The organism is Rahnella sp. PCH160 (assembly GCF_047784855.1).
GTDB lineage: Bacteria > Pseudomonadota > Gammaproteobacteria > Enterobacterales > Enterobacteriaceae > Rahnella.
In genome coordinates this window covers 3244318-3256818 of sequence record NZ_JBLOGT010000001.1, presented here as the reverse complement: position 1 = coordinate 3256818, position 12501 = coordinate 3244318, and the positions used below count along the sequence as shown (strand labels likewise).

At 50.8% G+C, this 12501-nt stretch carries 14 protein-coding genes and 1 pseudogene; 12 read left to right on the top strand and 3 right to left on the bottom strand.

Features of this window, described 5'->3' with window-relative positions; translation table 11 throughout:
• Positions 1-49 precede the first annotated feature (49 nt).
• The 4 genes and pseudogenes from ACM5QY_RS15045 (at position 50) to ACM5QY_RS15030 (ending at position 3735) form a co-directional block, all read left to right on the top strand.
• Positions 50-819, top strand: a pseudogene (locus ACM5QY_RS15045) (arylamine N-acetyltransferase family protein).
• Positions 820-1103: 284 nt separating this feature from the next.
• A complete protein-coding gene (gene yajD, locus ACM5QY_RS15040) occupies positions 1104-1451 on the top strand; it encodes an HNH nuclease YajD (RefSeq protein WP_416121557.1) in 348 nt (115 codons plus the stop codon).
• A 242-nt stretch (positions 1452-1693) separates the two neighbouring features.
• The gene (locus ACM5QY_RS15035) at positions 1694-2677 is read left to right on the top strand and encodes a DUF1852 domain-containing protein (RefSeq protein ID WP_416121556.1); all 984 of its coding nucleotides are present in this window, start codon (positions 1694-1696) and stop codon (positions 2675-2677) included.
• 26 nt (positions 2678-2703) lie between these two features.
• Complete coding sequence (locus ACM5QY_RS15030) at positions 2704-3735, top strand: methionine synthase (protein WP_416121555.1); 1032 nt, start codon at positions 2704-2706, stop codon at positions 3733-3735.
• 155 nt (positions 3736-3890) lie between these two features.
• Here the strand turns inward: ACM5QY_RS15030 and ACM5QY_RS15025 are convergent, their stop codons facing one another.
• Entirely contained in the window at positions 3891-4094 is a 204-nt protein-coding gene (locus ACM5QY_RS15025) for a DUF6434 domain-containing protein (protein WP_416121554.1), read from the bottom strand.
• Positions 4095-4323: 229 nt separating this feature from the next.
• Between ACM5QY_RS15025 and ACM5QY_RS15020 the strand changes: the two genes are divergently transcribed.
• Positions 4324-4689 carry a methionine-R-sulfoxide reductase gene (locus ACM5QY_RS15020; RefSeq protein ID WP_104921933.1) on the top strand — a complete coding sequence of 122 codons (366 nt, stop codon included), beginning with the start codon at positions 4324-4326 and terminating at the stop codon, positions 4687-4689.
• Between the two features lie 72 nt (positions 4690-4761).
• On the opposite strand, the gene ACM5QY_RS15015 is transcribed toward ACM5QY_RS15020, so the two are convergent.
• A complete protein-coding gene (locus tag ACM5QY_RS15015; protein ID WP_416121553.1) occupies positions 4762-5424 on the bottom strand; it encodes a dTMP kinase in 663 nt (220 codons plus the stop codon).
• Positions 5425-5832: 408 nt separating this feature from the next.
• On the opposite strand from ACM5QY_RS15015, the gene ACM5QY_RS15010 reads away from it, so the two are divergent.
• Positions 5833-6471, top strand: coding sequence for an NAD(P)H-dependent oxidoreductase (locus tag ACM5QY_RS15010; RefSeq protein ID WP_416121552.1), 639 nt, complete (start codon positions 5833-5835; stop codon positions 6469-6471).
• 69 nt (positions 6472-6540) lie between these two features.
• Here the strand turns inward: ACM5QY_RS15010 and ACM5QY_RS15005 are convergent, their stop codons facing one another.
• Entirely contained in the window at positions 6541-6855 is a 315-nt protein-coding gene (locus tag ACM5QY_RS15005; RefSeq protein ID WP_416121551.1) for a cupin domain-containing protein, read from the bottom strand.
• Between the two features lie 236 nt (positions 6856-7091).
• Here ACM5QY_RS15005 and ACM5QY_RS15000 point away from each other — a divergent pair, with 236 nt between their 5' ends.
• The 6 genes from ACM5QY_RS15000 (at position 7092) to ACM5QY_RS14975 (ending at position 12080) form a co-directional block, all read left to right on the top strand.
• Positions 7092-7787: an amino acid ABC transporter permease gene (locus tag ACM5QY_RS15000; RefSeq protein WP_416121550.1), complete on the top strand. Its 696-nt coding sequence runs from the start codon at positions 7092-7094 to the stop codon at positions 7785-7787.
• On the top strand, positions 7765-8532 hold the full coding sequence (locus ACM5QY_RS14995; protein WP_416121549.1) for an amino acid ABC transporter ATP-binding protein: 768 nt from the start codon (positions 7765-7767) through the stop codon (positions 8530-8532). Before ACM5QY_RS15000 ends, ACM5QY_RS14995 begins: the two co-directional genes overlap by 23 nt.
• A gap of 42 nt (positions 8533-8574) precedes the next feature.
• On the top strand, positions 8575-9348 hold the full coding sequence (locus ACM5QY_RS14990) for an amino acid ABC transporter substrate-binding protein (RefSeq protein ID WP_416121548.1): 774 nt from the start codon (positions 8575-8577) through the stop codon (positions 9346-9348).
• 102 nt (positions 9349-9450) lie between these two features.
• On the top strand, positions 9451-10329 hold the full coding sequence (locus tag ACM5QY_RS14985) for an ABC transporter substrate-binding protein (protein ID WP_416121547.1): 879 nt from the start codon (positions 9451-9453) through the stop codon (positions 10327-10329).
• On the top strand, positions 10326-10910 hold the full coding sequence (locus ACM5QY_RS14980) for an ABC transporter substrate-binding protein (RefSeq protein WP_416122896.1): 585 nt from the start codon (positions 10326-10328) through the stop codon (positions 10908-10910). The genes ACM5QY_RS14985 and ACM5QY_RS14980 overlap by 4 nt, the downstream gene beginning before the upstream one ends.
• A complete protein-coding gene (locus ACM5QY_RS14975; protein ID WP_416121546.1) occupies positions 10911-12080 on the top strand; it encodes a MalY/PatB family protein in 1170 nt (389 codons plus the stop codon).
• The last annotated feature ends 421 nt before the right edge of the window (positions 12081-12501 follow it).

The following is a 12501-nucleotide window of genomic DNA, read 5'->3' as shown; positions in this document are numbered from 1 at the left end:
ATGATGTGCTCCATCTATAGTGTCGGACTTGATCAGTTAAGGAGGCATTATGCACAGCGATAACTTCGACCTTTCGACTTATTTCCGTCGTATCGACTATACCGGACATGCGGCCGCCGATACTGCCACGCTGCACACACTCATGCGCCATCAACTCTTTTCGGTACCCTTCGAGAATCTGGATGTCCAGGCCGGTAAAGTTGTCTCACTGGTGCCCGAAGAAATTGCCGAAAAGCTGCTGCAACGCGGCCGGGGCGGATACTGTTATGAGGTCAACGGGCTGTTTGCCATGGCACTGGGCGCTTTAGGTATCCCCTGCCGTTTCGTTGCGGCTCGTCCGATGTTCTACCTGGCGCGCCGGCCGAAAACGCATATGGCGTTAATTGCTGAAGTCGATGACCGTCTGTGGCTTTGCGACCTGGGATTCGGCAGCTACGGTATTCGCGCGCCGGTGGCTTTAGACATGACAGATACCGATATTGTGCAGGATTTCGACACTTTCCGGCTGACCCGTGACGCGAATAACGAGTACCTGCTACAGGCGAAGGTGGAAGGCGAATGGGCCAATCAATACGGTTTTGATCTCTCCCCCAGGAGTGGATTGATTTCGTGCCGGCAAACTACCTCAACTCCACCCACCCCGATGCCATTTTTGTGCAAAAGTTGCTGGTCGTGCAACATGGTCCCGCAGGGCGACTGATTTTGCTGGGTGATGTGCTCAAGACGATCACCGCAGATGGCGTCGAAAAGCAACAACTGACGAAAGACGAGATTGCCGATGTACTGAAAAACCGCTTTGCTCTGCCTGTACCGCAATAAATCGGGATGACAGTGAAATGTTCAACGCAACCCCACCCTGAGTACAAATTTAACGTCTGACGGGTTTTTGATGCTTCATGAGGTTTTAACGAACCTCATGAAGACCGGCGAGCCTGATAAAATCCCTGTAATTGCATGGATTCTGCTTTTCGTTACGTCTTGATATCCTCTCTGCGGATCAGTATTGCACCGCAGATCCGGCTTTCTTTTTTCCTCCTGTCCGATTGTGGGATATATTGGGCGCAGACTCTTAAAATCATCTCTTTGTAACGGATAACATCGTCATGGCACTGATCCCAAAAAACTACACGCGTCTGGAAAGCGGCTATCGTGAGAAAGCACTCAAAATCTATCCCTGGGTATGCGGGCGTTGCTCGCGGGAGTTTGTTTATTCCAACCTGCGCGAATTAACGGTTCACCATATCGATCATGACCATACCAATAACCCGGAAGACGGCAGTAACTGGGAGTTGTTGTGTTTGTATTGTCATGACCACGAACATTCGAAGTACACGGAAGCAGACCTGTACGGCACACGCGTTGTCGCGGGTGAGGACGCGCAAAATGACGTTGATGCAGCCACCTACAATCCCTTTGCCGATTTAAAGTCGATGCTCAATAAGAAGAAATAATGTTAGAAATGTTGGCCTCTGGCACTGAGGCTGACCTTCGATACCCTCCTCTTTTCATCACTCCGTACAGGTGTTTCAGTGAATGACGCTGAACATCCGCGTTGCAACATTCCCGGCGTCATACCTGATCATGAAGATCATTCATGTTTAATGAAATTAAATCACTTTTCCTCAATCAATGACTCAGGCATAAATTATGCATAGCAATTATCTATAGATATAAATTAGGGTGCCAGATAACAATGAATAAAAAATTTGCATTTACTATTAAAAGCATTTGCTTCGACGAGAACTATAACCCTTCAGAAAGTACGCGTATTACAACTAACTTTGCTAATTTAGCCCGTGGCGAGAAACGTCAGGAGAACTTGCGCAACACCCTGGTGATGATTGACAACCGTTTCAATTCACTGGCGCATTGGGATAACCCGAACGGAGACCGGTATGGCGTCGAACTTGAAATCATTACCGCTCAGCTGAATATTGATATTGACGGTAACGCCGACACCTTCCCGGTGATTGAAATATTAAAAACAAATATCGTTGATAAAAAAACCAACGAACGCATTGACGGCATTGTGGGGAATAACTTCTCCTCTTACGTGCGAGATTTTGATTTTAGCGTTTTATTGCCCGCGCATAATCAAAACAAAGCTCAATTTACCCTCCCGGACAATTTTGGTGAATTACACGGGAACATCTTCAAACACTTCATCAATTCAGACATCTACAAAAACAGCTTTAATAAAACGCCTGTTATCTGCCTGAGTGTTTCAAGTAAAAACATCTATTACCGGACAGGTAATGAACATCCTGTATTGGGCATCGAATATCAGCAGGATGAACTTTCCCTGACTGATGCATATTTTGCAAAAATGGGATTGCATGCCCGATATTTCATGCCTGCAAACAGTGTTGCGCCTTTGGCCTTTTATTTCGCTGGCGACTTGCTCAGCGATTACACTAATCTTGAACTTATTAGTACCATCAGCACGATGGAAACATTCCAAAAGATCTACCGACCTGAAATTTACAATGCTAATTCCGCCGCAGGAAAGTGCTATCAGCCAAGCTTGAATTTCCAGGATTATTCTTTAACTCGAATTGTTTATGATCGCGAAGAACGTAGCCACTTAGCTGTTGAGCAGGGAAAGTTTACTGAAGAGAACTTCATTAAACCTTACCAAACACTTCTTGAGCAGTGGTCAGCAAGTTCCGTTCTTTGATAAACCAAAATACAGGGTCATCTATTATGAAAAAGTTATTACCGACTTCAACGGCGGGCAGTTTACCTAAACCCTCCTGGCTGGCACAACCTGAGGTACTTTGGTCACCCTGGAAACTGCAAGATCAGGAATTAATTGACGGCAAACAAGATGCCCTGCGCCTGTGCCTGGAAGATCAACAACAGGCAGGGATTGATATTGTCAGCGATGGCGAGCAAACGCGTCAGCATTTTGTCACCACGTTTATTGAGCACCTCAACGGCGTTGACTTTGAGAAACGTGAGATCGTTAAAATCCGTAATCGCTATGATGCGAGTGTGCCGACCGTCGTTGGCCCTGTCAGTCGGCAGAAGTCTGTGTTTGTTGAAGACGCTAAATTTTTACGCCAGCAAACAGACAAGCCGATTAAATGGGCTCTGCCGGGTCCGATGACGATGATCGATACACTTTATGATAACCACTATAAAAGCCGCGAAAAACTCGCCTGGGAATTCGCGAAAATACTCAACGAAGAAGCCAGAGAATTAGAGGCGGTGGGCGTCGATATAATTCAGTTTGATGAGCCCGCATTTAATGTGTTCTTTGATGAAGTGAATGACTGGGGAATTGCCACATTAGAAAGAGCCATTGAAGGGCTTAAATGTGAAACGGCAGTGCATATTTGCTACGGCTATGGCATTAAAGCCAATACAGATTGGAAAAAAACGCTGGGAACAGACTGGCGACAATACGAAAAGATTTTCCCGAAACTGCAAAAATCGAATATCGATATTATTTCACTGGAATGTCATAACTCGCATGTTCCGATCGAACTGCTCGAACTCATTCGCGGTAAAAAAGTGATGGTTGGCGCCATTGACGTGGCGACCAATACCATTGAAACACCGGAGGAAGTCGCCGCGACACTTCGAAAAGCATTGCAGTTTGTCGACGCAGACAAACTTTATCCTTGCACCAACTGCGGGATGATTCCTTTACCTCGTGGCGTTGCAAGAGGCAAGCTGGATGCATTAAGTGCAGGCGCAGAAATCGTCCGTAAAGAGCTTCTTGCTAAATAAAGCACTGCTGGCGAAATAACGCCGCCGGACAGTTTATGCTTTGAAGAGAATTCAGTCCGGGTTGAGCGATCTGATAGGTCGCTCAACCGATACCCTCAATCGGGCTGAGTGATGACGACGGTTCAGACGTCCCTGATCGAAATGACTTTCGCCGCTTAACGCCTGCGCTTCCACTCATCTGCAACATCTCCCAGGGTTTTTGGCGCATCACTGAGTATCCAGGCCATGAAATCACGGTCGAATCGAAATGCTTCCCCGCACTGCTCAACCATGAAACGACGCACATTTTGGGTGTTTTTGTAATTCTTATCCACGACAGTAGTACGTGTCAGTGATGCACTGTGCCAGTCGATTTTCATTTTTCCTGCTCCTCTTCCAGTGCCGGCCCAAACGCCAACGCCCGGTCATACAACGCCACAAACGGCTGCTGCAATGTTTGGCCAGCGGCGTAAGGCTGTATTCCATCCCTACCGGCGGCGGATGATCCACCCGATTGGGCGATCGCACACTCACTGCATTGTCACAACGGTGTTACGGTTGTAAAATCATTTAACAGCAGTAATGTGCAATTTAACAGGAATGACCCCCATGAAAAATGACCTCACAGAGTTTGAACGCTTTGTTATTGAAGACAAAGGCACAGAACGCCCGCATACGGGAGTTTACAATGCGCATTTTTCGCCGGGCCGCTATGTCTGCAAACGCTGCGGAACGCCGTTGTATACTTCAGAGCACAAATTTGAATCCCACTGCGGCTGGCCGTCATTCGATGACGAAATCCCGGGTGCGGTAGAACGCGTTCCTGATGCCGACGGACGCAGAACTGAGATTGTATGTGCCCACTGCCAGGCGCATCTGGGCCACGTATTCGAAGGCGAATATCTGACCGAGAAAAACCTGCGACACTGCGTGAATTCAGTCTCTCTGAACTTTGAGAGCGTCGGGGAAGAATAATAATCCCCTATTCATAAACAGAATTCCGGCATGACAAAAGTTCACCGAAACGGAAAGGGTGCCCGGTACGAATTACTGGCGATAGGCGGCGGAAGATCTGCCCGCAAAACCGATGCCGGTGGGGCATCCAAGCACTCTGTAGATCTCAGATACCACCAGCATCGTTGCATTTTCGATCGTTCCTTCATTACGGCATAAAACCCAGCCCTGATCTGCAATTTCTCGCTCGAACGCTTTGGTACAAGCGACATGATCTTCCAGCTTATGGATCACCGTACTACTCAGGCCACGCGGTCGGGCCGCGGCCCTCGCCCATGAAATATCAGGCGCGGTAACAACCCCGACATGCAGGTCTGGCGTTCGCACGTTCCGTTCAATGTTAAGCTGTAAAATCTCTGCAAATGGAACCATCCGGCGAAACGCGGCATCCGACGGGTACCAGCGATCCATCAGGATAATGCTGTCCGGTGGCTGTTCAGTCAGCACGTGCTGGGAAATCCAGGCACGGCTATCAGCAAAGCGCTCACAAACCTCCCGTTCCAAATCCAGGGTGGGATTTCTGGCGAGCTTGTTTACGAGGGCCATTGTTTCCCTCCTGTAGGGATCGCTTTTTTTCTCGCAAAGTCGGATCACCTTCTTGTTGTCTGCCCTTAGTACTTTCGTCATGGCCTCGAGCAGTGTGGTTTTACCGGCTCCCTTGGGCCCATCCAGAGAAACAAACAGCTGACGACTCATTCTTTAAATGACGATTGATATAAGGTTTTTGTAAAGCTCAAATCTGGCAAAAGCATCTTACTTCCTTCGTGTGAACAGCTGCCCCTCTTCGTTAGCTGGAGCCGTGTATGGTCATTGTTCATATATTATGACCTGCGCGGAGCGCGAAGGGCGTTTTCAGCAAAAAATGTTTGAAACACGCTACACAGGAACGTGACGCGGAAACTGCCGGAAGCCATCTCATCAGTGTTTTTACCCCAAAGCCTTGATCCGACTGCCGCCCTCGCCAGAGCTTGTGTGAATTTATGGCAGGGCTCAAATCCATAAAACACAGACGGCGGGATAATGCGAATATCGGCGGGTATTGGGGAAATAATTGTCACGAGCTATTATGCTCACGGTTCCAAACTTATCCTTCAGGAAAAAAAGATGACGACTCTAAACGACAGACTGGCATGGCGCTACGCCACTAAAAAATTCGACCCAACCAAAAGCGTACCGGCTGAAAAGTTAGAACGCATCATTGAGGCCGTCCGCCTTGCGCCTACGTCAAGCGGCCTGCAACCGTTTGAACTGTTTGTCATCACCAACCCGGAAGTGCGCGAAAAAATTCGCGCCGTAGCGTGGAATCAGGCGCAGGTGACTGACTGTTCTCACCTGCTGGTTTTCGCCGCCTGGGATGACATCACCGAAGAACGCGTCAATATGATGTTCGACCTGACCAACGAAGTACGCGGTTTCGTCAACGAAGGCTGGGAAAATTATCGCAAAATGCTGCTGGGCATCGTCGCTGAGCGCGGAACCGAAGCGAACTATCAGGCCGCTGCCCGTCAGGCTTACATCGCTCTGGGCGCTGCGCTGATCGCCGCCGCGTTTGAAGAAGTGGACGCGACCCCGATGGAAGGTTTTGACCCGTCCGCCGTGGATGAAATCCTCGGCCTGAAAGAGAAACATCTGCGCAGCGTGATCATCCTGCCAATCGGCTATCGCGCAGAAGAAGGCGACTGGCTGGTGAACCTGAAGAAAGTCCGCCGCAGCCGCGAAAACTTTGTGACTGAGATTAAATAATCGGGTCTTTCTCCTAAGCCAGAATTAAACACAATCCGTTAGCGTATTTATCCACGTTAACGGATTTTTTTAATAAGCAGCGACTTCCGGCAAATCAATAATCACCAGCGTTCCCGTGCTCCCCGGTTCAACCGTATGTTCCACGCCCGCTTTTGCCACGTATAACCCGCCCGCGCGGACGGTAAAACGTTCCCCTGCTACCGACAATTCTAAAACGCCGTCAACCACCAGCAAACCTTCGTCGTAGTCATGCACTTCCGCGGGCACAGGTCGCCCGTCCATGCGCAACACCTTCAGATTCGCCCGCCCGACGTGGCCTAAAATCCGTGATCGCCAGGCCGACGGCAAACTGTCAGCTTCTTTTTTTAAGTCAAATAATGCCATGTACGATGGTCCTGATAGTTGTGATACATTAATCCTAAGTGTAAAAACAATACCCTCTGAACTTCCTCTGCGTTAACTATTTTCATTAGAAACACAGCCATTATTTTTTAAATACATAAAACGCATAACCATTGCCGGTTAATGTCTATGCGGTCACCTTGACTGGCATGTTATTCTCTTCTCATAACACAGAACGTTATAATAATGAATTACTGAACAGTTGGGGAAGGTGTCTTGTGCCGTCGTGGTTTAGTCTCGCTTTAGATTCTTTCTGGCCCATGCTTTATGCTGGCCTGGTATTTACCATCCCTTTAACGCTTATTTCTTTTGCGCTGGGGCTGGGCTTAGGTTTTATTGCCGCCCTGCTCCGGTTGTATGGCCCTGCGCCCTTGCGCTATGTCGTCCGGTTCTATGTCTGGCTTATTCGCGGCACCCCGTTGCTGGTGCAATTATTCCTTATTTTTTACGCATTACCGAGCGCGGGGATTACAATCGATGCGTTCCCGGCGGCCGTCATTGGCTTTACCCTCAATATCGGGGCGTATACGTCTGAAGTGATCCGCGCCACCTTGCTTTCCGTGCCGAAAGGACAGTGGGAAGCGGCGCATTCCATCAGCATGACCTGGGCACAATCGCTGCGTCGCATTATCCTGCCGCAAGCCGCGCGCGTGGCGGTTCCGCCGCTGTCGAATACATTTATCTCACTGGTCAAAGATACCTCCCTGGCCTCGGTGATTACCGTGCCGGAGATGTTTCTGGCGGCGCAGCGTATTGCGGCGGTCACCTATCAGCCGTTAATCCTTTATACCGAAGCAGCAGTGATTTATTTGCTGATCAGCTCCGTGCTCTCTGCATTACAAACACGTCTTGAAATAAGGCTGGAAAGAAATTCTGTGAAGGAAAGTGATAATGATAACGCTGTCACAAATTGATAAACGTTTTGGCAGCCATAAAGTTCTGAATAAAATCGACCTGACGATTAGAGAAGGCAGCGTAACGGCGCTGATCGGCCCGTCAGGCAGTGGGAAAAGTACTTTATTACGATGCATTAATTTACTTGAAATACCGCAGGCAGGAAATTTACGCATCGGAAATGAAGAAATTACCTTTTCCGCCAGTGGCCGTACCGCTAAAAAAGATATTCGCCGTATTTGCCAGCAAACCGGCATGGTATTTCAAAATTTTCAGTTATTCCCGCATTTAACGGTAATTGAAAATATTACCGAAGGTTTAATTACCGTTCAGCGCTGGTCAAAAAGTAAAGCGGTAAAACGCGCAGAAGAACTTTTGCACAAAGTGGGTATGCAGCATAAACGCGATGCATGGCCTGCGACGTTATCCGGCGGGCAGCAGCAACGTGTCGCCATCGCCCGCGCGCTGGCCCCGTCGCCAAAAGTGTTGCTGTGCGATGAACCGACATCAGCGCTCGATCCCGAATTATCGCTGGAAGTGGTGGCGGTTTTGCGACAACTGGCCAATGAAGGCACAACGATGCTGATGGCAACGCACGATCTGCGTCTGGCCGCCAACATCGCCAATAACGTCGTATTTCTCGACGGCGGTGAAATTATCGAAAGCGGCACGTCGCAGGGTATTTTCACGCAGGCCAAAAAGGCACGGACACAAAGTTTTATATCAACACTGACCGACACATTACCCGATACATGGGAAATCTAAGACCACACACAACACCATTGACAGTATTTCAGGAGAAAAAACATGAAAGTCATCACCACGGCATTACTGGCCGCTGCATTGCAGTTAGGCCTGACCCACGCGGCATTTGCCGAATCGGATCTGGCTAAAATTCAGAGCGCCGGTGTCTTTAAAATCGGCACGGAAGGTACCTATCCGCCGTTTACTTTCCATGACGCTTCCGGCGAACTGAGCGGTTTCGACGTGGATATTGGCCGTGAAATTGCTAAACGTCTGAATGTGAAGGCAGAATTCGTGGAAGGTAAATGGGACGGACTGATTGCCGGTCTTGATGCCAAACGTTATGACGCGGTAATTAATGAAGTGTCCATCACGCCGGAACGTCAGGCGAAATTTGATTTCTCCGACCCGTACATCGCCTCAAAAGCCGTGCTGATCGTGCGCAGTAACAACACCACGATCAAATCGTTTGAAGATTTGAAAGGCAAAAAATCCGCGCATACCCTGACCAGTAACTACGCCCAGCTGGCGCGGAAATACGGTGCAGAAATCGTCGGCACCGACGGGTTTAACCAGTCTGTCGATCTGGTGGCGCAGGGCCGTGCCGATGCAACCATCAATGACAACCTGTCTTTCCTCGATTTCAAAAAGCATAAACCTGATGCGCAGGTGAAAATTGTCGCAACGCAATCCAATGCAGAGCAGGAAGGCGTGCTGATCCGCAAGGACAACCCTGAATTGCAGCAGGCCATCAACAAAGCCCTGAAAGAAATCAAAGCTGACGGCACGTACCTGAAAATTTCGAACAAATACTTTGGCGCGGATGTTTCGCATTAATTAAGGTTTTTCACTCGCGACCTCGTGATGAACGCAGTGGCATGAAATACGGCCACTGCGGCTTGCGCTTTACACTGCCCTCCTTCGTATCAGGTTCACATCATGCCCCTAACCCATACCCCCATTTTTACGATTTTGCAGCCGGCCGTCGTGCTCGCCGACCCGCACGTTTTGTCGGATATTCGCGACAGACGCAGCATTATCGACGCCATTTATGACGCGCTGGTTCGCCGTGATGACAATGGCGATTATGTTCCCTGGCTGGCAAAAAGCTGGACGGTTGACAGCGGCGGTCAGCACTGGCGTTTTAGCCTGCGCGATGACGTTTTGTTTCACGACAATACCCGGCTGACGGCGCGTGATGCCGCCAATTCCCTGCTGCGCGCCATTTCGCCGGAGATGCCCGGTGAGCTCGGTACGCAGGGCGTATTACGCAGTTATCTTGAAGGCGCGGAAATTTCGGCGACCGGCGATACCATTCTGAACATTTCCACCGCTCAGCCCGCCGCCAGTTTGCTGGATTTGCTGGTCGATATTCCGGTTGTGCGCTCCGATGCCTTACCCGGCGCACTCACGGGCAGCGGCCCTTACCGGCCGGTTTCCCATGAACCGGGGAAAGTCGTTTTGCAGCGTTTTGACCCGCACTGGGCCGGTAAACCGCCCGCGCAGCAACTGGTCTGGCAGGCCATTCCTGATGCGCATGAGCGATTAGCATTGCTCGCACAAGGCAAAGCCGATCTGGTCGTGGATCCGCCTCACAGCGTGGTGACACCCCCACCAGGCATCCGGCTGATCAGCCAGAAAAGCTATTTATGCGTCATTTTTCTGCTGAATCTTTTTGAGGGCGCGACCGGCGATATTCGCGTCAGAAAAGCGCTGAATCACGCGATTGATCTGGCTGAAATCATCCGCGATCCGGCCATTACCGCCGGTCAGGCCGACCCGCTCGCCGGGCCGCTGACCCGCTCGCCGGGCCGCTGACCCGCAGACATCCGGGAACGCCTTCAGATCAGCCCGCGTATTCTTATGACCCGGCGCTGGCACGGCAGTTGCTGGCACAGGCCGGTTATGCCGACGGCCTGACACTGGAACTCGCGCTTCCGGCACGTTTCCCCGATGAATCCATTGCGCTGGCGAACCGGATTGCAGGGCAACTCCGCGCCGTCGGTGTGACTGCCAATCTGACCGTTTATCAGGATCGTCCGGCTTACGCGCAGCGCGTGCGGGATAAACAATTTGGCGATATCTGCTGCTTTGATTCCAGCCCGGCCAGCGCCTGGCGGGTCTACGCCGAAAAGCTGGATTCACGGCGCAAAGGCCCGTGGTGGCAGGGTTATCACAGTGATGAACTCAACCTGCTGCTAGATAAAATTGCCGAAACAACCGAGGCGACTCAGCAGGAAACCCTGATGGAACAGGCTTTTGCGCGGGTTCATGACGATGCGCCGTGGTTATTCCTTTACTCTCCACACAGCCGCTGGGCTTTGGGCGAGAACGCGGCGGGCTGGGCACCGTCGTTTGAAGGCCGCGTGCGCATTATCCAGACCGGAAGTGAGGCATAAATGCGCCCTGATTTTGACGCGATAACGGACAGACGCAATCAGCATTCCACCAAATGGTCCGTGGTGAAAAATCTGATCACGGACAGCGGCGAACCGGTGATCCCGCTGTGGATTGCCGACATGGAATTCCGCTCACCGCCGGAGGTTATCGGGGCTTTACACCGCGTACTGGAGCAGGGAATTCTGGGGTATACCGACTATCCGGCTGAATTTATCGATTCGTTTTGTCGCTGGCAATCTTCCCGCCATCGCTGGGAAATCAGCCGTGAATGGGTCGTTCCCTGTCAGTCGGTGATCACCGCACTGGATGTCGCCATCCGCTGCCTGAGCGAGCCCGGTGATGAAATCATGGTGCTTTCGCCCGGTTTCGGGACGTTCAGACGTGTCATCCGGCATACCGGGCGGCGCGTCGTCGAAGTGCCGTTAACGCAGGAAGAACGGTCATATTCCTTAGATGTCTCCGTGCTGGCGGGGATGTTAACCGCCAGAACCCGCATACTGATTTTGTGCAATCCGCATAACCCTATTGGGAAGGTGTGGCGCGCAGACGAACTCCGCGAAATTGGCGGTTTCTGCCAGCAACATAATCTGCTGCTGCTTTCCGATGATGTGCATCAGGATTTGATCCTCGGTGACACGCCTTACACTCCGCTGGCAGGCATCAGTGAAGCGTTTGCTGATTTCACCCTGACGTTTACCTCACCCGGAAAAACGTTCAATCTCGCCGGATTACAGGCCGCCAATGTCATCATCAAAAATGACGACATCCGGAAAAAGGTGCGCGAAAACCTTTATCAGCTCAGCGCACATAAACCCAATATGCTGGCGCTGCACGCCACCGACGCCGCTTACCGGCATGGCGAAGCCTGGCTCGACGCGCTGCTGGATTATCTGAAAGGCAATCTGGCGTTCCTTGAAGCGGAACTGGATACCTTCGCCCATATTGATCTTTTCCACGTTCAGGGCAGTTTTTTAGCGTGGCTGGATTTTCGAAAAACCGGTTTATCGCAGGCCGAACTGGAGCATAAATTACTGCATCAGGCCGGATTACTGGCGGACAGCGGGGTTAATTTTGGTCACGGCGGAGAGGGATTCATGCGGGTGAATTTCGCGATCCCGCGATCTCAGCTTGAGATTGTTGTGGGAAGGTTAAGAGCGGAGTTTGAATAAATGGTTTATTTTGGGTTGCCACCCAAACTGGCCCAAAGGGCGCGTTAACGCGCGCGCCCTCTGGACACCCGCGCTTTTTAACTGCGCGCTGCCGCTCGCGGGGTATGTTTCAGCAGCATCTGTTAGTGCCGCAAAATCCCGCCGCTGCGCGGTTCCTTCCAGTCGGATTACAAACCGCGCGAAAAGATACGCGGTTTTCCATCTCTCCTTACAGCGTGATTTTTGAAAGCGGCCAATGGCTATGTAATTCAGAAGATAAATGCAGGCTGGATTTTGAATTTAAAAAGCCTCCAGCCGCTTTCAGAAAGCTTGCTGAATGAGTGTTTCGAGACCGAAAGGCTCGAAGACCGAAACGAAGGAACCGCGCAGCGGCAAGATTTCGCGGCAATAGCTGTGGCACCTGAAACAGTGCCAGCGAGCG